General features: G+C 72.6%; 17 protein-coding genes. 12 read left to right on the forward strand and 5 right to left on the reverse strand.

Going from position 1 to position 20,084, the window contains the following annotated elements; genetic code table 11:
- Window positions 1-124: 124 nt before the first annotated feature.
- From DB32_RS00500 to DB32_RS00520, 5 genes are all read left to right on the forward strand, one after another.
- The gene (locus DB32_RS00500; RefSeq protein WP_169791279.1) at window positions 125-1,477 is read left to right on the forward strand and encodes a wax ester/triacylglycerol synthase family O-acyltransferase; all 1,353 of its coding nucleotides are present in this window, start codon (window positions 125-127) and stop codon (window positions 1,475-1,477) included.
- Window positions 1,478-1,584: 107 nt separating this feature from the next.
- The gene (locus DB32_RS00505) at window positions 1,585-5,868 is read left to right on the forward strand and encodes a thrombospondin type 3 repeat-containing protein (RefSeq protein ID WP_157068550.1); all 4,284 of its coding nucleotides are present in this window, start codon (window positions 1,585-1,587) and stop codon (window positions 5,866-5,868) included.
- A 107-nt stretch (window positions 5,869-5,975) separates the two neighbouring features.
- Complete coding sequence (locus tag DB32_RS00510) at window positions 5,976-6,422, forward strand: MarR family winged helix-turn-helix transcriptional regulator (protein WP_053230442.1); 447 nt, start codon at window positions 5,976-5,978, stop codon at window positions 6,420-6,422.
- Between the two features lie 3 nt (window positions 6,423-6,425).
- On the forward strand, window positions 6,426-7,040 hold the full coding sequence (locus tag DB32_RS00515) for a bleomycin resistance protein (protein WP_053230443.1): 615 nt from the start codon (window positions 6,426-6,428) through the stop codon (window positions 7,038-7,040).
- Window positions 7,041-7,105: 65 nt separating this feature from the next.
- Complete coding sequence (locus DB32_RS00520) at window positions 7,106-7,450, forward strand: hypothetical protein (protein ID WP_075097417.1); 345 nt, start codon at window positions 7,106-7,108, stop codon at window positions 7,448-7,450.
- On the opposite strand, the gene DB32_RS00525 is transcribed toward DB32_RS00520, so the two are convergent.
- A complete protein-coding gene (locus DB32_RS00525; RefSeq protein ID WP_053238644.1) occupies window positions 7,413-8,525 on the reverse strand; it encodes a CapA family protein in 1,113 nt (370 codons plus the stop codon). The genes DB32_RS00520 and DB32_RS00525 overlap by 38 nt on opposite strands.
- Window positions 8,526-8,578: 53 nt before the next feature.
- Between DB32_RS00525 and DB32_RS00530 the strand changes: the two genes are divergently transcribed.
- Genes DB32_RS00530 through DB32_RS00550 form a run of 5 tightly spaced genes read left to right on the forward strand, consistent with a single transcriptional unit; the run spans window position 8,579 to window position 14,200 of the window.
- On the forward strand, window positions 8,579-9,382 hold the full coding sequence (locus DB32_RS00530) for a HugZ family pyridoxamine 5'-phosphate oxidase (protein WP_053230444.1): 804 nt from the start codon (window positions 8,579-8,581) through the stop codon (window positions 9,380-9,382).
- Window positions 9,383-9,418: 36 nt separating this feature from the next.
- Complete coding sequence (locus DB32_RS44870; protein ID WP_053230445.1) at window positions 9,419-11,281, forward strand: serine/threonine-protein kinase; 1,863 nt, start codon at window positions 9,419-9,421, stop codon at window positions 11,279-11,281.
- A gap of 2 nt (window positions 11,282-11,283) precedes the next feature.
- Window positions 11,284-11,886, forward strand: a complete 603-nt coding sequence (locus DB32_RS00540) for a YdeI/OmpD-associated family protein (protein ID WP_053230446.1) — start codon at window positions 11,284-11,286, stop codon at window positions 11,884-11,886.
- A gap of 40 nt (window positions 11,887-11,926) precedes the next feature.
- Window positions 11,927-12,925 (forward strand): hypothetical protein, encoded by a 999-nt coding sequence (locus tag DB32_RS00545; protein WP_053230447.1) that lies wholly within the window; start codon window positions 11,927-11,929, stop codon window positions 12,923-12,925.
- Between the two features lie 6 nt (window positions 12,926-12,931).
- The gene (locus tag DB32_RS00550; protein ID WP_053230448.1) at window positions 12,932-14,200 is read left to right on the forward strand and encodes a dicarboxylate/amino acid:cation symporter; all 1,269 of its coding nucleotides are present in this window, start codon (window positions 12,932-12,934) and stop codon (window positions 14,198-14,200) included.
- Here DB32_RS00550 and DB32_RS00555 read toward each other — a convergent pair.
- Both DB32_RS00555 and DB32_RS00560 read right to left on the reverse strand, forming a co-directional pair.
- Window positions 14,181-14,666, reverse strand: a complete 486-nt coding sequence (locus DB32_RS00555; RefSeq protein ID WP_053230449.1) for a hypothetical protein — start codon at window positions 14,664-14,666, stop codon at window positions 14,181-14,183. The genes DB32_RS00550 and DB32_RS00555 overlap by 20 nt on opposite strands.
- A 219-nt stretch (window positions 14,667-14,885) precedes the next feature.
- On the reverse strand, window positions 14,886-15,926 hold the full coding sequence (locus DB32_RS00560) for a D-alanine--D-alanine ligase family protein (protein ID WP_083457049.1): 1,041 nt from the start codon (window positions 15,924-15,926) through the stop codon (window positions 14,886-14,888).
- A gap of 154 nt (window positions 15,927-16,080) precedes the next feature.
- Here DB32_RS00560 and DB32_RS46195 point away from each other — a divergent pair, with 154 nt between their 5' ends.
- Window positions 16,081-16,344, forward strand: a complete 264-nt coding sequence (locus tag DB32_RS46195) for a hypothetical protein (protein WP_157068551.1) — start codon at window positions 16,081-16,083, stop codon at window positions 16,342-16,344.
- Between the two features lie 4 nt (window positions 16,345-16,348).
- Here the strand turns inward: DB32_RS46195 and DB32_RS00570 are convergent, their stop codons facing one another.
- Both DB32_RS00570 and DB32_RS00575 read right to left on the reverse strand, forming a co-directional pair.
- A complete protein-coding gene (locus DB32_RS00570; protein WP_053230451.1) occupies window positions 16,349-17,083 on the reverse strand; it encodes a glutathione S-transferase in 735 nt (244 codons plus the stop codon).
- Window positions 17,080-18,867 (reverse strand): tetratricopeptide repeat protein, encoded by a 1,788-nt coding sequence (locus DB32_RS00575; protein WP_053230452.1) that lies wholly within the window; start codon window positions 18,865-18,867, stop codon window positions 17,080-17,082. Before DB32_RS00575 ends, DB32_RS00570 begins: the two co-directional genes overlap by 4 nt.
- A 242-nt stretch (window positions 18,868-19,109) precedes the next feature.
- Between DB32_RS00575 and DB32_RS00580 the strand changes: the two genes are divergently transcribed.
- Window positions 19,110-20,033 (forward strand): hypothetical protein, encoded by a 924-nt coding sequence (locus DB32_RS00580; RefSeq protein WP_157068552.1) that lies wholly within the window; start codon window positions 19,110-19,112, stop codon window positions 20,031-20,033.
- The last annotated feature ends 51 nt before the right edge of the window (window positions 20,034-20,084 follow it).

A 20,084-nucleotide genomic window follows, 5' to 3' on the forward strand; every position in this document is an offset into this window, starting at 1 on the left:
GAGTTCGCGCGGCGCGTTCCAGATGCGTCGTGCGCGATCGTGGCATCGCGCAGCGGGGCCCGACGCGCCGCCGACCGTGGTGCGATTGCACGCGCTCGCACGGTACGTAGCTAACGACGACGTGATGTCGAAACGTGCGCGACACACCCCGGCACGTCCGCTCACCGCCACCGATGCGGCGTGGTACCGGCTCGAGCATCGCGGCAATCCGGTCGACGTCACGAGCGTGCTCTCGTTCGACGGAACGCTCGCCGTCGACGTGCTGTGCGCGCGGCTCGAGGAGCGCTTGCTCGAGCACCCGCGCTTCCGCCAGCGCGTCGTCGCGCGCTGGGACGCCGCGCCCCGCTGGGAGGACGAGCCCGACTTCTCGATCGCGCGCCACGTGTCGCGCACGCGCCTGACGCCGCCCGCCGGTCGCGTCGAGCTCGAGGCGCTCGTCAGCGGGTTGATGAGCGATCCGTTCGACTGGTCGCGCTCGCCGTGGCGGGTCGTGATGATCGAAGGGCTCGCCGAGGGCACCGCGCTCGTCGTGCAGGTCCACCACTGCATGGGCGACGGCTTCGCGTTGATGGAGATCCTGCTCTCGCTCGCCGACGAGGACCCCGACGCGCGCGTGGCGCGCGCGCGCGCCTCGGCCTGGCCGTTCGCGGGATCGCCGCGGGTGCGCGACGTGCCGCGCCTCGTGCTCGCCGGCGCGCGCTCGGTCGCGCAGCTCGCGCGGCTGTCGTTCGATCCGCCCAGCGCGCTGCGACGTCATCCCACCGGACATCGCGTCGCGAGCTGGTCGCGCGGGCTCCCGCTCGACCGCATCAAGGACACCGCACATCGCGGCCGCGAGACCGTCAACGACGCGCTGCTCGGCGCGCTCACCGGCGCGCTGCGGCTCTATCTCCAGGAGCGCGGCGAGCGCTGCCCGCCGGTGCGCGCGTTCGTGCCGGTGAACCTGCGCCCGCCTCACGCGCCGATCGATCTCGAGCACGGCAACTGGTTCGGGCTGGTCTACGTCGACCTGCCGATCGACGTGATGGATCACGCGGTGCGCGAGCGCGCGCTCCACGCGACCATCGCGCGCGCGAAGCGCGGCTCCGACGCGCTGATCTCGCTCGGCATCCTCGAGCTGATGGGCCGCGTGCCGCTGCGCGTCGCGCGCTTGCTCGAGGAGGTCTTCGTGCGCAAGGCGTCCCTCGTCGTCACGAACGTGCCCGGGCCGCGGGAGCGCATCGCGATCGCAGGCGTGCCGCTGCGCGAGATCGTGTTCTGGGTGCCGCACCCGCGCCTGTCGCTCGGGGTGAGCCTGCTGAGCTACGCGGGCCAGGTGCACGTCGGCGTGCGCGCCGACTCCGCCGTGGTGCCCGATCCGCGTCGCCTCGTCGCGCTGTTCGAGGGCGAGCTCGACCGCATGGCGCGCGAGCGCGGCGTCCGCCCGCAGCGGATCGCAGCGCGTCCGGTGGCCGCGAGCACGGACGCGCATGGCTGAGCGGCATGCAGAATTTGTCGCGGATCCGACAGATCGCAGACGAGAAATTCCGCGACTAGTGAATCCGTCTTCCGATACTGTATCGTCGTCGCCGACGGAGGGGATCGGTGACGAAGACACGAAGACGGTTCCTGAGCGCGCCACGAGTCGCGCTGCTGATGCTCGCGATGCTCGCCCCGACCCAGGTCGCGCTCGCGGACCTGGGCTCGGTGTCGGACTCCTACGACGACGCGACCCGCGTCGACGCCGGAGCCTCCACCGCATACGACCTGAGCGGCGGGCGCGCGCGGCTCGCGCTGCAGTCCGTCTCGTTCGGCGATGGCGCCGACGGCCCGTGCAACGTCGCATCGGGCACGATCGATCTCTCGACGCAGTCGTGCTCGGGCCGCGCGACCGCGGACGCGATCGCGACGACGCTGACCGCGACCGCCAGCGCCGGCGCGAGCTCGATCACGGTCGCCTCGGCGGCCGGCCTCGCGGTCGGCGACGACATCGTCGTGATCGCGATGCAGGACGTGGGCGGCACCGGCAGCGAGACCGGGCGCTACCAGGCGTTCACCATCGCGGCGATCTCGGGGACGACGCTCACGCTCGCGTCGCCCGTGGCGGCAGGGCTCACGATCGGCGGCGGGCGACGCGTCGTGGTGCAGCGCATCCCGAGCTACACGACGGTCACGGTCGCCGCGGGCGCGACCCTCACCGCGGCGGCGTGGGACGGAACGCGCGGCGGCGTGCTCGCGCTGCGCGCGAGCGGCGCGCTCACCGTGAACGGCACGATCACGATGACGGGCCGCGGCTTCCGCGGCGGTGGATCGCCGAGCGCGACGTGGAGCGTCGGCATCGCGGGCGAGAGCCCGACTCGCAACAACACGACGCGCACGACGACCGCGGCGTTCGGCGGTGGCGGCGGCGGCGACGCGGAGTGGTGCCACTCGGGCCAGGGCGGCGGTGGCGGCGGCTACGGCACCAGCGGCGCGAACGGCCTCGGCGTGTTCTACGAGTGCGGCAGCGGCTGGGCCGGCGGGCGCACGATCGCGCAGGGCGGCGCCGCGTTCGGCGTCGCGAGCCTCGCGACGTTGTTCATGGGCCCCGGCGGCGGCGCGGGCGGTCAGGACGGCGACAACCCCGACGGCGGCGGCGCGGGCGGCCACGGCGGCGGCATCGTGTGGATCGCGGCGCGCACGATCAGCGTGGCCGGCGTGATCAGCGCGAACGGCGCGAACGGCAGCGACGGGATCAGCGAGACCGGCGGCGGCGCGGGCGGCGCGGGCGGATCGATCCTCCTCCAGGCCGAGAGCGCGAGCATCGGCACGTCGCGCGTGACCGCGACCGGCGGTGCGCAGGGCACGTCGCTCGGGCGTCCCGAGAACAGCGGCGGCGCGGGCGGCAGCGGACGCATCCACGTCGACTCGACGAGCGCGCTGGTGGGCACGACCGCGCCGGCCGCCGACGTGTCGTCCGCGCTCTATGCGACGAGCGGTCGCGTGCAGTCGCGCAACCTGCTCGATGGCGCGACGTTCGTCGGCTCGATCGATCAGTTCGCGTACGACCTCTCGGCGCTGCCCTCGGGCACGACGGCGCGCGTGCAGTTCAGCCGCGACGGCGCGGCGTGGCTCAGCAGCGCCGGCACCGACGGCGGGCACGACGTGCTGAGCGCGGGCGCGGGCACGGTCTCGCTCGCGGCGCTCGCGTGGCGCGGAGCGACGTTCTTCTACCGGCTCGACATGGGATCCTCGGGCGCGAGCACGCCCGCGATGAGCGCGGTGCGGGTCGACTACTGCTTCGACCCATCGGGCGCCGACGCCGACGGCGACGGCGTGTTCGACGCGTGCGACGGCGACGACGACGCGGACGCGATCGCGGACGCGAGCGACAACTGCCCGCTGATCGCCAACGCCGATCAGGTGAACACCGACGGCGACACGATGGGCGACGCGTGCGACCTCGACGACGACGGCGACGCGGTGGTCGACGTGCTCGACAACTGCGTGCTGATCGTGAACTCGGCGCAGGAGAACAACGACGGTGACGCCGAGGGCGACGCGTGCGATCTCGACGACGACAACGACACCGTCGCGGACACCACTGACAACTGCGCGCTCATCGCGAACACGTCTCAGTCGAACAATGACGGTGACGCCGAGGGCGACGCGTGCGACCTCGACGACGACAACGACAGCGTCGCTGACACCACTGACAACTGCGCGCTGATCGCGAACACGTCTCAGTCGAACAACGACTCCGACGCCGAGGGCGACGCCTGCGACCTCGACGACGACAACGACAGCGTCGCGGACACGAGCGACAACTGCGCGCTGATCGCGAACACGTCTCAGTCGAACAACGACTCCGACGCCGAGGGCGACGCCTGCGACCTCGACGACGACAACGACACGGTCGCGGACACGGGCGACAACTGCGCGCTGATCGCGAACACGTCTCAGTCGAACAACGACTCCGACGCCGAGGGCGACGCCTGCGACGCCGACGACGACAACGACAGCGTCGCGGACACCACTGACAACTGCGCGCTGATCGCGAACACGTCTCAGTCGAACAACGACGGTGACGCCGAGGGCGACGCCTGCGACCTCGACGACGACAACGACACGGTCGCGGACACGACCGACAACTGCGCGCTGCTCGCGAACACGTCGCAGTCGAACAACGACTCCGACGCCGAGGGTGACGCCTGCGACCTCGACGACGACAACGACACGGTGGCGGACACCACCGACAACTGCGCGCTGATCGCGAACACGTCTCAGTCGAACAACGACGCCGACGCCGAGGGCGACGCGTGCGACCTCGACGACGACAACGACACCGTCGCGGACACCACCGACAACTGCGCGCTGATCGCGAACACGTCTCAGTCGAACAACGACGCTGACGCCGAAGGCGACGCCTGCGACGCCGACGACGACGACGACACCGTCGCCGACACGACCGACAACTGCGCGCTGATCGCGAACACGTCGCAGTCGAACAACGACGCTGACGCCGAAGGCGACGCCTGCGACGCGGACGACGACAACGACACCGTCGCGGACACGAGCGACAACTGCGCGCTGATCGCGAACACGTCGCAGTCGAACAACGACGCCGACGCCGAGGGCGACGCCTGCGACCTCGACGACGACGACGACACGGTCGCGGACACCACCGACAACTGCGCGCTGATGGCGAACACCGATCAGGCGAACGCCGACGGTGACGCCGAGGGCGACGCGTGCGACACCGACGACGACGGCGACGGCCTGCTCGACGGCGCCGACAACTGCGCGCTCGTCGCGAACCCCGACCAGGCGGACGCCGACGGCGACACGATCGGCGACGCGTGCGACGGCGATCTCGACGGCGACTCGGTCGCCGACGATGCCGACAACTGCCCTGCGGTCGCCAACGGCGACCAGCTCGACACCGACGCCGACGACGCGGGCGACGCGTGCGACACCGACGACGACGGCGACTCGGTGCTCGACGGCGCCGACAACTGCGCGCTCGCCGCGAACGCCGACCAGCTCGATACCGACGGCGACGACGCGGGCGACGCGTGCGACGCCGACGACGACGAGGACGGCCTCTCCGACGAGGACGAGGAGACGCTCGGCACCGACCCGCTCGAGGTCGACAGCGACGGCGACACGATCGGCGACGCGCTCGAGGTCGGCGACGACACGAGCGCGCCGCTCGACACCGACGGCGACGAGATCATCGACGCGCTCGACGACGACAGCGACGGCGACGGCATCGACGACGCGGTCGAGGTCGGCGACGACGATCCCGCGACCGATCCGGTCGACACCGACGGCGACGAGACGCCGGACCACCTCGACGACGACTCCGACGCCGACGGCGTGGACGACGGCGAGGACAACTGCCGCCTCGTCGACAACGCCGCCCAGACCGACACCGACTCGGACGGCGAGGGCGACGCGTGCGACGGCGACGAGGACGGCGACGGCGTCGACGACGTCGACGACAACTGCGCGTCGATCGCCAACCCCGATCAGCTCGACACCGACTCCGACGACGCCGGCGACGTGTGCGACGGCGACGACGACGCGGACGGGGTCGACGACGGCGCCGACAACTGCGCGCTCGTCGCGAACGCCGACCAGCTCGACGCCGACGGCGACGGGGTCGGCGCCGCGTGCGACGACGACGACGAGCCGAGCACGCCCGACGGCGGCATGCCGATGGGCGATGCCGGCACGGCGAATCGCGACGCCGGCGTGGGCACGGACGCGGGCACGATGGTCGCGGCCTCGGGCTCGGGCTGTGGCTGCGTCGTGCTCGGCCGCAGCGCGAGCGGCTCGACCACGGGCGCGCTCGCGGCGCTCGCGGCGCTCGCGATGGCCATCGTGATGCGCCGCCGCCGCGCCTGAGCGGATCGCGCACGACCGACGAAGGGCCGCGCTCCCGAGCCGGAGCGCGGCCCTTCGCGTTCGTGATCCAATTTGACAGGCACCTGTCATCCGCCCATCGTCGCGCGATGACGCTCACACGCGCCGGGACGGCGCTCTCGGGGCTCGCGGTCGAGGTGTTCCGGCTGAACGGGCTTCTGCTCGAGGCAGGTGATCGCCTCACCGCGCCCGCGGGGCTCACGAGCGCGCGCTGGCAGGTGCTCGGCGTCGTCGAGCACGAGCCGGCGAGCGTCGCCGACGTCGCGCGCGCGATGGGCTTGCGCCGGCAGACGGTGCAGCAGACCGCCGACGCGCTCGCGCGCGAGGGTCTGGTGCGCTGGAAGGACAACCCGGGGCACGCGCGCGCGAAGCTCATGGTCGTCACTGCGAAGGGCGCGCGAGCGCTCGCGCGGGTGCACCAGGCCCACGCGCGGTGGGCGAACGCGCTCGGGCGCGCGCTCGGGACGACCGAGCTCGAGGAAGCTGCGCGGATGCTGCGATGCATCGCGGAGCACCTCGAGCGGAAGGAGGCGTGAGCGATGGCCGGCGAGGTGACGATCCCGATCCTGCCCGTGCGCTCGATCGACGAGACGATCGCGTTCTACGAGGCGCTGGGGTTCGCGGTCACGCACCGGCAGGTACGGCCCAACGGGTACGTCGTGGTCCGGCGCGAGGACATCGAGCTGCACTTCTTCGCGATGCCTCGCTACGACCCGGCGACGTCGTACAGCACCTGTTACATCCGGGTGCCCGATCCCGACGCGCTGCACGCGTCGTTCGCGGCGGGGCTGAAGCGCGCGCTCGGTCGCGTGCCCATCCGCGGCATGCCGCGCCTCACCAAGCCGATCGACACGTCGTACGGCACGCGGCAGTTCGGCGCGGTCGATCCCAGCGGCAATTGGCTGCGCATCGGCAAGCCGAACGCGCGCTCGATCGAGGACGATCCGGTGGCGCTGGCGAGCGAGAGCGAGCTCGCGCGTGCGCTCCGCATCGCCACCCGTCTCGCCGAGTCGAAGGGTGATGTCGAGGCCGCGCTGCGCGTGCTCGAGGTCGCGCTGCGCCGCGGCGGAGGGAGCGAGGCCGAGCGCGCCGCGGCGACGGCGTACCACGACGAGCTCGGGACCCGCGATGCGCCGGACGATCCGCGCCCGTGAGCACGATGCGAGCTGGCCGCTCGGCTCGGGTGATGCATCGACCGCGGCGCGAGAGGAGCGAGAGGATGTACCTGGCCGTCCGCAAGTACCGGAAGGTGGAAGGCGACGAGAAGGAGCTGATGGCGCGCATCCAGCGCGGCTTCGTCCCGCTGATCTCGCGAATCGACGGATTCGTCGACTACTACTGCTTCATTGCCGAGGATGGCTCGCTGATCTCGGTGAGCGTCTACCGGGACGAGCGCGGCGCGGAGGAGTCGGTGCGCGCGGCCTCGCGGTTCGTCGAGCAGCAGCTCGCCGAGTTCCTCCCCGAGAAGCCGGAGGTCATCGCCGGCGAGGTGCTCGCGCATGCATCGGGCCAGAGCCGCGGCGAGCTCACGACCAACGCAGCGCGAGACGATCGTCGTCCGTGAGCACGACGCGACTGCCGAAGCGCTCGCACACCCGATCGAGCCGTGCCGCGAGCCACTCCGCGTCCTCGCGCGACGCGCGCTCGAGCCGCAGCTTGCGCATCCGCAGCGGCTGCATGACGAGCGACACCAGCGCGCCGCTCGATCGCTCGAGCTCCGCGAAGTACGCGAGCGCGAGATCGGGACGGTGCGCCTCGTGGCCGTGGATGCCCTCGTAGTCGTTCAGCAGATCGCCGCAGCCGTAGAAGATCGGGCGCCCGCCGTGCACCTCGATCGCGCGCGGATGGTGCGACGAGTGCCCGTGCACCACGTCGCCGCCCGCGTCGATCACGCGGTGCGCGAGCTCGACGTGCGAGAGCGTCACGTCGTCGCCCCAGTTGCTGCCCCAGTGGATCGACACCACGACGAGATCGCCCGCGCGATCGATCGCGCGCACGCGGTCGCAGAGACGCGCGATCGACTGCGACGTGAGATCCGGCAGCAGGTCGACCCCGGCCCGCTCCGCGCTCGCGGCCCACTCGCTCGGGATCCCCGCGTCCTCGCAGCCCACCGCGAGCACCACGAGATCGCCACCGCCTGCGAGCGGCACGCGCGCCGGGCGCTGCGCGTGCGGGCCGTCGATGCCCGCGCCCGCGACCGCGATGTGTGCGCGCGCGAGCGTGTCGAGCGTGTCCGCGAGCCCCACTTCGCCGTAGTCGAGCACGTGGTTGTTCGCGAGCGTGCACACGTCGATGCGCGCCGCGCGCAGGCACCCGACGTTCGACGGGCTCATCCGGTAGCACACCGGCTTGTCCGGCCAGGGCTCACCCCGCGCGGTGAGGCTCGTCTCGAGGTTCACCACGCGCGCCGACGGCGCCACGCGCGCGAGCTCGTCCGCGAGCTCGCCCCACACATACCCGTCCTCGACCTCACGCGGGATCGGACCGTTGGCGTCCTCGGCGAGCCGCACGTAGTCGCGCGCGTCGCGCACCCACTCCTCGTGGAGCTCGGGCGACGCGGGCGCGCGCAGGATCTGATCGATGCCGCGCCCGGTCATCACGTCACCGCCGAGGAAGACCGTCGTGGTGTCGCTCTGCATCGCGCGGAGGGCGTGCACGATCGAGTCCTGCGGGACCGTGCTACTGGGATCGCATGTCGAGCGATCACGCCGGTCCCAAGCCCACCGCGAGCGCGACACCCCGCGCGGGCGCTCGCGCGCCGAGCCACGCCGAGCGCTGCCGCACCCTCGCCGCGCAGGTGCGCTCGGGCACCCTGTGCACGATCGCGCGCGACCCCGAGGGGTACCCCTACGGATCGCTGGTCGCAGTCGCGATCGACGCGCGCGGCAGGCCGCTCCTGCTCCTCTCGAGGCTCGCCGAGCACACCCAGAACCTCGACGCGCGCGCCGACGCGTCGATCCTGCTGAGCGAGCCCGCGGACCGTCACGCGCAGCGCCTCGCGCTCGGCCGCGTCACGCTGCTCGGGCCCTGCCGCGTCGTGCCCGAGCCCGAGCGCGCCGCGGCGCGCGCCGCGTTCCTCGCGATCCAGCCCGAGGCCGCGTCGTACGTCGACTTCGGCGACTTCGCGTTCTACCGCCTCGACCCGATCGCGCTGCGCTACGTCGGTGGGTTCGGCCGCATGTCGTGGGTGAGCGCGGAGGACTACGCGGCGGCGGAGCCCGATCCGCTCGCCGACGCGGCCGCCGGGATCCTCGAGCACATGAACGACGATCACGCCGACGCGGTGCTCGCGTACGCGCGCGCGCTCGCCGGGATCGCCGAGGCGAGCGCCGCGACGATGACCGCGGTCGATCGTTACGGCTTCGAGCTCGCCGCGATCACGCCCGCGGGCCCGAAGGCGGCGCGCATCGCGTTCGACGCGCCGGTCGCGACGTCGAACGAGGTGCGCAAGGCGATGGTCGCGCTGGTCGCCCGCGCGCGTGCGGCGGGTGGCTGACGCGGGCGCGCGAAACCGACTAACGTCGCGCTCCGGATGTCCGACGAGTCGATCTCCTGGGCGCACACGCTCGCCGACAAGGCGCAGACGATCGCCGCGATCGATCGCCGGCTGCCCGTGACGCGCTCCGAGGACGGCGCCGAGCGCTCGTTCGAGGGCGACCTGCGCGACCTGGTCGGACCGCCGGCGCAGGTCGATCTCGGTCGCGTGCTCGGCGAGGGCGGCATGGGGGTCGTGCGGCTCGGCACCCAGCGCTCGCTCTCGCGTCAGGTCGCGGTGAAGTCGGTGAAGGCCACGGGGCCCGAGCACGCGGCGCGCCTTCTCCGCGAGGCGTGGGTCACGGGCTACCTCGAGCACCCGAACATCGTCCCGGTCTACGACATCGTGCTCGATCAGGGCGCGCCGCTGATCGTGCTGAAGCGCATCGACGGCACCGAGTGGAGCGCGCTCTTGCGCGATCCCGCCGAGGTCACGCGCCGCTTCGGCGTCGCCGACGTGCTCGCGTGGCACGTCGGCATCCTCGTGCAGGTCTGCAACGCGGTGCACTACGCGCACACCAAGGGGATCATCCACCGCGATCTGAAGCCCGAGAACGTGATGATCGGCGAGTTCGGCGAGGTGTACGTGCTCGACTGGGGCATCGCGCTCTCGCTCACCCACGATCACGGCGGGCGCATCCTCCGCGCGACCGACGCGACCGAGATGGCAGGCACGCCGGTGTACATGGCGCCCGAGATGGTGCTCGCGCCGCCCTCCGGGCTCGACGAGCGCACCGACGTCTACCTGCTCGGCGCGATCCTGTTCGAGATCATCGCGGGCTCGGCGCCGCACCTCGCGGAGACACCGCTCGCCGTGTTGCTGCAGGCCGCGCGCTCCGCGCCCGAGATCCCCGCCGACGTCGACGACGAGCTCGCGTCGATCGTGCGGCACGCGATGGCGCGCGATCGCTCCGCGCGCTGTGCGTCCGCCGACGCGCTCAAGAAGGCGCTCACCGCGTACCTCGAGCACCGCGGCTCGTCGCTGCTCGCGCGCGACGCGGAAGCGCGGCTCGTCGCGCTGCGCGAGGCGATCGCGGCCCCACCGGACGCCGAGCACCGGGTGCGCGTCGCCGCGCTCTTCAGCGAGTGTCGCTTCGCGCTCGAGCACGCGCTCGCGCGCTGGCCCGAGAGCCCCGTCGCGCAGCGCGCGCTGCGCGAGGCCCAGCTCGCGATGGTCGAGCACGCGCTCGCCTCGCAAGCGCCGGAGCGGGCACGGGAGATCCTCGCGACGATCGCCACGCCGCCCGCGGAGCTCGCGCAGCGCGTCGACGAGGCGCTCTCCCGCGCGTCGCGAGCGCGCGAGGAGATCGAAGCGCTCGCCGCGCGAGGACGCGAGGCCGACCCCGCGATCCACCATCGCGCGCGCGCACGCCTGAACCTCGCGTTCGGCAGCGTGTGGGTCGCGCTCCCGCTCCTCGGGCTCTTCGGCGAGCGCATCGGCGCGGGCACCTGGAGCGGGCTCGCCGGCCTCCATCTCGTCCTCGCGGTCAGCGCGATCGTCGCGGTGGTGCTGGGACGCGACTGGATCGTCGCCACGGTGTTCAACCGCGTCGCGCACCTCTCGTTCTGCGTCGCGGTCGTCGCGACCAGCGCGCTCCACGCCGCCGCGTACCTCGTGGGGCTCGAGCCGAGCACGTCCGAGGTGCTCTCGATCGCCGTGTGGCTCGGCGTCTCGGGGATGGCGGTGGTCGCGCTCGACGTGCGGCTCGCGCTCATCCCGCTCGCGAACCTCGTCGCGTTGCTCGTCTCCGCGCGCTGGCCCGAGGTGCGGTACTTCGCGATGTCGGCCGCGCTCTTCGTGCTGCTCGTGAACGCGCAGTGGCTCTACCGCGAGCAGGGCCGCCGCGCGGCCTCGGAGTGATCATGGCGACCAAGAAGACGACGAAGACCGCGAGCGCGCTCGACCAGCTCGAGCGCCTGCAGCCCGAGGATCGCGCCGCGTGGCGCGCGTGGCTCGCCAAGCACCACGAGACCTCGCGCGGCGTGTGGCTCGTCACCTACAAGAAATCGAGCGGCAAGCAGACGTTCGACTACGAGCAAGCGATCGAAGAGGCGCTCTGCTTCGGATGGATCGACAGCAAGGCCTCGAAGCTCGACGACGAGCGCACGATGCTGCTCTACACGCCGCGCAAGCCGAAGAGCGTGTGGTCCAAGCCCAACAAGGAGCGGGTCGCGCGGCTGCTCGCGGCGGGACGCGTCGAGCCGCGCGGGCTCGACGCGATCGAGCTCGCGAAGCGGACCGGCGCCTGGGACGCGCTGAACGACAGCGACGCGCTGAAGGTCCCCGACGATCTCGCGGCGCGCCTCGACGCGCTCCCGAACGCGCGCGCGCACTTCGAGGCGTTCCCGAAGTCCACCAAGCACATGATCCTCGAGTGGATCCGCACCGCGAAGAAGCCCGAGACGCGCGCGGCGCGGATCGAGCAGACCGCGACGCTGGCCGCGAAGAACCTGCGCGCGCGCTGACGGATGACGCCCGCCGCCGCGGGGACCATCTGGATCGCGGATGTCTGCGAGCGCGCCTCACGGAGCGACTCGGATCCGCGATCTCGGCCTGACGATCGAGGGCACGCGCCTCGAGCGGGTGTGCCAGCGCTTCCTCGCCGAGTGCGACGCGCTGGGGCTCCCCTTCCGGCCACGGCTGTATCTCTCGACGGAGTGGGGCGTCCCGTTCGGCACGATCGCGATCGCGATCCCGTTCTATCTCGCGCACCCCGAGCTCGAGCGGCTGCAGCTCGAGCGCTTCGGTCACGTCGAGGGCTACGCCGAGTACGACGTGCTCCGCTACCTGCGCCACGAGATGGGGCACGTCGTCAGCTACGCGTACCGGCTCTACGAGCGCGAGGACTTCGTCGAGCGCTACGGCTCGATCACGCGCCCCTACGTCGAAGACTACCGGCCCGAGCCGTTCAGCCGCGCGTTCGTGCGGCACCTGCCGGGCTGGTACGCGCAGAAACATCCCGACGAGGACTGGTCCGAGACGTTCGCGGTGTGGATGACGCCGGGCCTCGACTGGCGTCGCGAGTACGCGGGGTGGCCCGTCGCGCTCGCCAAGCTCGAGCACTGCGATCAGACGATGCGCTCGCTGCGCGGGCGCCCGCCGATCGTGCTCGAGGACGCGCTCGATCTGCCGGTGAGCGAGGTCGACGCGACGCTCGACGAGGTGTACCGGCCGCTCGACGACGAGTCGCTGCCGCCCGGCATCGAGGGCGCGCTCAAGGCGGTGTTCGACGATCTCGGCAACGACTCGAGCGCGCCGCGCGGCGAGCAGAGCGCCGCGACGTTCATGCGCGCGCTCGAGCGGCACCTGCCCGCCGAGGTGTACCGCTGGACCGGGCACTTCCCCGAGCGCACGCACGCGCTGCTGCGCGCGATGGAGCGCATCGCGCAGCACCTCGATCTCCGCGTGCGCGCCGGCGACGAGGCGCGCTGCACGATCGCGCTCACCGCGCTCGTCACCGCGCTCGCCGAGAGCTGGGTGCGCCACGGCACCTATCTTCCTTGAGCGACGATGCGGGGAGACCGGCACGCGATCGGGATCCTCGTCGGGCTCGTGATCGGCGCGGGGCTCGGCGCGCTCGCGCACGCGCTCTTCGCGGGACATCCGGTGCTCGATGGCGTCGTTCGCTACGTGACCGAGCCGATCGGCGACGTGTTCCTGCGCCTCTTGTTCATGCTCGTGATCCCGGTCGTGGTCTCGTCGCTCGCGACCGGGATCGCGGGGCTGCGCGATCTGCGCGCGCTCGGCCGCGTCGGGCTGCGCACGCTCGGCTTCACCGTCGTGGTGTCGTCGATCGCGGTGCTGCTCGGCATCGTGATGGTGAACGTGCTGCGTCCCGGTGACGGCCTGTCGAGCGCGGCGCGCGAGCAGCTCGTCGCGTCGGCGACGAGCCCGCCGGTCGACGCGGCGGCCGAGCGCTCGCCCGGTGATCTCTTCGTCGAGCTGGTCCCGTCGAACCCGTTCGCCGCGATGGCGGCGGGCGACATGCTGCCGATCATCGTGTTCGCGGCGCTGCTCGGCGTCGGGCTCGTGCTCACGCGCACCGACGACGCGCGGCGCTTCGAGGACGCGCTGCGCGGCCTCAACGACGTGCTGCTGCGCCTCCTCCAGCTCGTGCTGCGCGCCGCGCCGCTCGGGGTCGCGTGCCTGCTCTTCACGAAGACCGCGCAGCTCGGCTGGGCGCTGCTCGGACAGCTCGCGGGCTACGTCGGCACCGTGCTCGGCGCGCTCGCGATCCAGCAGCTCGTCGTCTACCCGCTGGTCGTCCGGGTGATCGGTGGGACGAGCCCGCGCGCGTTCTTCCGCGGGGCGCGCGACGCGATGCTCACCGCGTTCGCGACCGCGTCGAGCAGCGCGACGTTGCCCACGTCGCTGCTCGTCGCGGAGCGCGAGCTCGCGCTGCCCCCGCACGTGAGCCGCTTCGTGCTCACGGTCGGCGCGACCGCGAACCAGAACGGCACCGCGCTGTTCGAGGGGATCACCGTGCTGTTCCTCGCGCAGCTCTACGGCGTCGAGCTGAGCGTGGGACAGCAGGTGATCGTCGTGCTGGTGTGCATCCTCGGCGGGATCGGGACCGCGGGCGTGCCCGCGGGATCCCTCCCCGTGATCGTGATGCTCTGCGGGATGATCGGCGTGCCCGCCGAGGGTGTCGGCATCGTGCTCGGCGTCGACCGGCTGCTCGACATGTGCCGGACGACGCTCAACGTGACCGGCGATCTCGTCGCCGCGGTCGTGGTCTCGCGCGGCGAGCCGCCCGCGATCACTCCCGCTCGTTCTTGAGCACGTCCGCGAGGAACGAGAACTGATCGAGCAGCGCGGGATCCTGGCGCGCGTGGTACTTCACCGCCGCGTGGAGCTCGAGCAGCGCGCTCCACGCCTCGCCCTCGCGCACCAGGCGCGCGTCGGAGAGCGGACGCAGCGAGCGCGCCTGCTTCGCGGCGAGCTCGCGCTCGCGCTCCGCGGCCTTGCCGGCCTGGGTGCCGAGGCGCGTGAGCTTCGCGAGCGTGAGGCCGGGCACCTTGAGCCTCGGCGTGGCCTCCCAGGTGTCGAGCGCGCGCTCGAGCACCTGCTCCCAGCCCTCGCGCGGCTTCGGCACGCGCTGTCGCGCGTCGGCCGAGAGCACGATCGGCTCGCGCTTGCTCGCGCTCTTCTTGCTCGTCTTCGTGATCGTCTTCTTGGTCGCCTTCGCGACGGTCTTCTTCGCGGCCTTCTTGCGCGTCGCCGGTGTCTTCTTGCGGGTCGCCATGACGAAATTGCCCTCCCGAGGCGCGATCCTACCCGCGAGATCGCGCGTTTCTCAAGGAGAACTGGCCCGTTTTCGCGAACGGTCACCACCGACCGTTCGAGCGGTCGCCTCGCACCGCTCGAGCGGTCGACCCCTCGAGCTCGTGCGGTGCGACCTGCCGGACGAGCGGCGCGGAGAGCCGCTCGAACGGTCGCGCGCGCTCACCCCGGCGGTGCGCGCTCACTTCCCGGCGCGGCGGCGCTCCTTCGCGCGCGGGTGATGACGCTCGATCGCGAGGTCCACGATCTTCTGCACGAGGTCCTCGTACTCGATGCCCGCGGCCTTCGCGGCCATCGCGAGCTCGCTCGAGCGCTCGAGGTAGCAGCTCGGGTTCACCTCGATCACGTAGATCTCGCCGGTCGGCGCGAGCCGCAGATCGACGCGCCCGTAGTCGCGCACCCGCAGCGCGCGGTACGCGTCCACCGCGACCTTCTTCACGCGCGCCTCGAGCTCGGGCTCGAGCTTCGCCACCACCGACTTCGTGCCCTTGTAGGCGGCGCTCTCGGTCTCCCACTTCGCCGCGCGGTCGAGCACGTGGAGCGCGCCCTCGGGCATGCCCGAGAAGTCCACCTCGATCGGCGGCAGCGCGATCGGCTCCGCGTTGCCGATCACGCCGACGTAGACCTCGCGCCCCTCGATGTACTCCTCGGCGAGCGCGGCGTCGTTGACCTCGTCGTGGATCTTCAGCACGCGCCGCATCAGCTCGTTCGCGTCGTGCACCAGCGCGTGCGAGTCGATGCCGATCGACGCGTCGGCGCAGAGCGGCTTCACGAAGAGCGGCATGCGCAGGTTGCCGCCGGTCTCGAGCCCGGCGTGCTTCGGGAACACCGCGAAGCGCGGGTAGAGGATCTGCTCGTACGCGAGCAGCTTCTTCGCGAGCGCCTTGTCCTGCGCGAGATAGAACTCGCCGGGCCCGCCGCCGGTGTGCGGCACGTGCAGCAGGTCGTAGACGCCGGCCGCCGGCACCTCGAGCAGGAGGTCGTCGGCGAACATCTCGAGCAGGTTGAAGACGAGGTCTGGGCGGTGATCGCGCAGCTCGCCGATGAAGCGCTCGAGCTCGTCGTGCACCGGCAGCACGGCGACCTCGTGGCCCTTGCTGCGCAGCGCGTCCTCGACCTGCGGGACGACGACGTCCGGTGCTTCGCCCGCGTGCTCGACGTACGTGAGGATCGTGACGCGCATGTCGCGGTGCGCGGCTGCAACGTCGATGCCGCGTCGCATCGCGCCGGATCACCACGCAGCGAGTGGCGGCGCGCCGCGCGCGCCTCGCGCGGCGGTCACGGCTGTGGCGCGTCGCGTCGATCGGGTCGCGCGGTCGAGGGTCACCGCGTGGCACGTCGATCGCCTTGCTCGCGCCAGGAGGTCCGAGGAAGTCATGAAGATCTCTCTCCCCGCGATCACGATCGCGCTCGGTGGTGTGGTGAGCGTCGTCGCGCTCGTGAGCGGCATCGTGGCGGGATGCGGCGCGCGCGCCGACGCCGGCGCGACCAGCTCGTCGACGACCTACGTCGCGGCGTCGGGCGGCGGCGACGCGCCCGCGCCGGAGGGCGCGAAGCAGCCCTTCAGCCTCGACGCAGGCGTCGTGCTCCCGATGCCCGACGCCGGCATCGGCGCCTTCCCGCTCGAGCCGACGCCGTGATCGATCAGCGATCGAGCTCGGGATAGTGGCGGAAGATCCCGGCCTCGGAGAACGCGAGCCGTCGCGGTGACGCGAGGTACGCGGCGATGCGCGGTCGCGCCCAGGTGCGATCGCGCAGCGCGAGGAGGCCGGGGATCGACGCGCGCCACGACGCGAAGCCGCGCGGGAACGCGTAGGCGAGCCCGTCGAGCACGTGCGCGATCGAGAGCTCGACGTAGCCGAAGCGCGCGCCGACGAGGTGCTCGCCGCCGCCGCGCGCGAGCACGTCCTCGAAGTACGCGAGGAACTTCGGCGCGCGCTCGCGCACGAACGACGCGGCGCGGCGCGCGGACTCCGCCTTCTGCTCCTCGTAGGTGAGCGCGACCGAGATCGGGTGGTGCGTGTCGTGGGCCTCGCTGACGAGGTCGGCGATCGTGAGCTGGAGCTGCAGCGCGCCGACGCGCCGCGCGTGGTCGCCGCCGCCCGCGAGCGCGCGATGTCGCGACGCGAGGTGATCGAGGATGGCTGCGGTCTGCGCGATGACGAGCTCGCCGTCGGGATCGAAGAGCACCGGCGGCGCGAAGGGAGGCAGCGCGCCGAGCTCGCCGTCGAGCACGCGCAGGATCGCGGGCACGCCGCCGCCCTTCTTCGCCGGGGTGCGCGCCACGTCGACGTACTCCGCGCCGGCATCCTCGAGCGCGAGCCGCACGAATTCGCCGCGCCCCGGGATCTCGGGCCAGTAGTAGAGCCGGTACGTCATGCGGGCTGCTCGTTCGCGTCCGACGGGCCGGCGGCGCGCGCGGGCATGCCGGGCACGCGGAGGATCGAACGCAAGGCGTCGGCCCACGCGACGTGGCCGTGATCGGGCTGCGCGTCGAGCACGCGCTCGCACCAGGTGCGCGCGTCGTCGAGCGCGTCGGGCTCGTCGAGCAGCACCTCGCGCAGCGCGACCAGCGCGGCAGCGCGCGTCCAGTCCGCGGGGCCGAGCACGAGCGCGCGGAGGCTCTCGCGGCGGCGCGACGCGAGCCAAGGGCGGCCGCGATCCTGCGCGCCGAGCATCAGCGCGGCGACGACCTGGCGATCGAAGACCCAGGGCACCACGTCCGACCACGCGTCGGGCGCCGTCGGGTGCACCATCGCGGCGATCAGCTCGTGCGGATCGATCGCGTCGAGCTCGGGGGTGTGGCGCGCGGCGCGCCACGCCTCGGCGATCCCGAGCAGCGGAGGCGCGCCGTCGCGGATCCGCCCCCAGAGCGCGCGCACCACGCCGTCGATCGTCGCGGAGACCGCGGCGCTCGGCGCGGGGATGGTCTGGATCGCGCGCGCCCCGTCGGCGCTCCACAGCGACGCGCCGAGCGTGCGATCGAGCGGCTCGAACGGATGCGGCGCCGGCACCGTGCCCGCGGAGTACTCGAGCGCGCGCGCGTCGGCGGTGCCGAGCGTGCGCAGCGCGAGCGTGACGATCGCGCTCGGCGCCTCGAGGCAGGTGGCCGCGAGCTGCAGCGTCATCGGCGGGGGCTGGCGCAGGCTCGCGAGCACGTTCGTCGATGCGTCGCCCATCGGCGCGGCGAGCGCGTGACCGAGCGCGAGGCGACGCACCGCGTCGTAGCTCGCGCGCTCACCGACGACCTTCGACCATCGCGGCGGCGCGGTGGGATCGAGCCGCTCGTCGAGCACCTCCATCGCGATCGCCTCTTCGCGCGTCGGGTTGCCGGCGCGCTCGAACCACACGCGCGCGTCGTCGAGCCTGCCGGCGTCCCACCACGTGCGCCCGACCTCGTACGCGTTCTCGACGCGACCGCCGGGCGCGCGCATCGAGGCCTCGAACACGCGCGCGGCCTCGTCCCAGCGGCCGAGCGCGCGCAGCGCGAAGCCGCGCGCGGTGAGCAGGTGCGCGCTCGCCTCCGCGTGCACCGGCGCCATCACGTCGAGCGCGCGCTGGTACGCGCCGGCGCGCCGCAGGAGCGCGCTCGTCGCCATGCGCAGCAGCGCGGTGCGATCATCGCCCGGCGCCTGGCACGCGATCAGGATCTCGCCGAGCTCGCCCCACGGCGCGAAGAAGCGCTGCTCGGTCGGGCGCAGGTGGAGCAGGCCCATCGTGCTCGCGCCGAGCTCGGCGTACGCGCGGAAGTAGGGCGCGGCGTCGAGCGCGATCCCGCGCTGCGCGGCGGCGCGCGCGATGTCGAGCGCCCACGACACGAAGGGCCGATCGGAGACCTGCGCCGCGAGGTCGACGGCGCGTGGGAACGCGGCCGCGAGATCGCCGCTCGTCCACGATGCGCGCGCGCGCGCGGCGACGTCGCCCGCGAACCCGTCCTTCGCGAAGTGCGGCGCGGGATCTCCGTCACGCTTGCCGAAGAAGCGCGCGATCGCCGCGCCGAGCCCGGGCGCGGGGAGCGCGTTCAGGTGATCGACGAGCGCGAGCGCGCCGGCGTCGAGTGGATCGAGCGCGATCGCCGCCGCGGCGTGGTGCGCGGCGTGTCGCGTGTCGCCGTGCTCCAGCGCGCGCTGGGCGAGCGCGATCTCCTGCCTGACCGAGGTCACGCGTCGACTCTACACGCGGCGGCCTGCGACGCGTTCTGCCGCGTGGGATCCGAGCCCGCGTGACGATTCGCCTTCGGTGTGCTCACGCCGCGGACGGCGGCGAAGTGCGCGTCACGACGTGGGATTGTCCGCGAGATCGTTCGGAGATCCGGGCCCCCACGACGCGCTGCGTCGAATGATCGCGCGCTGGCGCGGCACTCTGGATGCACCGCGCGCCGTCCATGCAGACGAGACAGCGATGGATGGTGGGTTGGCTCGCATGCGTCTTCGCGCTCTCGGGCGCGGCGAGCGCGAGCGCGCAGGCGGTCGTGGTCGACGACGAGACGGATGTCGTGGTCACCGACACCGGTGCCGACGACGACGTCATCGTGACCACCGGCGCGGACGAGACCGACGTGGTCGTCACCGAGACCGAGACCGTGCGCACCGCGCCGGCGGAGCCGGTCGAGGTGGAGCCCGCGGAGCAGCCGCACGACGCGAGACCGCGCATCGGCTTCGTCGAGGCGACCGGCGCGTACGGCGTGAACTTCGGCAGGACCGACTATCTGCCGGCCGGCGCGCCCGCGGACTGGATGCACCCGATCGTCCTCGGCTACGCGTTCGGCGCCACCGCGGGCATCTCGCTGGTGCCCGGCGTCGCGCTGATCGCGAACTACGAGTACGCGCGCTCCGAGTCGCGCGAGGGCTCGATCGATGGCGCGGTCGAGTCGGTGCAGGGCTCGATCGACAACCACTCCATCGTGGGCGGCGCGCGCTTCTACGTGCCGCTGCCTTACGGCGCGATCCAGGCGGAGCTCGCGCTCGGCGTCCTCTTGCCGTTCCAGACCGAGGTCGAGGTGCAGTACACGGGCGCGCTCGCGCAGCTCATCGGCGAGCGCGGCTCGCGCATCGACGAGTACAGCGTCGGCTTCGGCGGGCACGCGCTCTTCGGCTACATGCTGCCCATCGGCGACGTGTTCTACACGTCGCTCAACGTGAAGCTGCGCATGTTCGAGAGCGAGAACTCGGGCGAGCGGCGCATCTTGAACAACTACGTGACCGACTACACCACCACGCCGCCGACCGTGGTGACCGGCGAGACGCGGTTCGGCGACGGCGCGGCGCAGCCGACGACGAACTCGGTGCAGGACATCCGTCTGCAGCTCGCGCTCGGCGCCCGGTTCTGATCGTCGATCGTCGATCGCGACGAGCGAGCACGGTGCATCACGCGCCGTGCT

Source organism: Sandaracinus amylolyticus, assembly GCF_000737325.1.
GTDB lineage: Bacteria > Myxococcota_A > Polyangia > Polyangiales > Sandaracinaceae > Sandaracinus > Sandaracinus amylolyticus.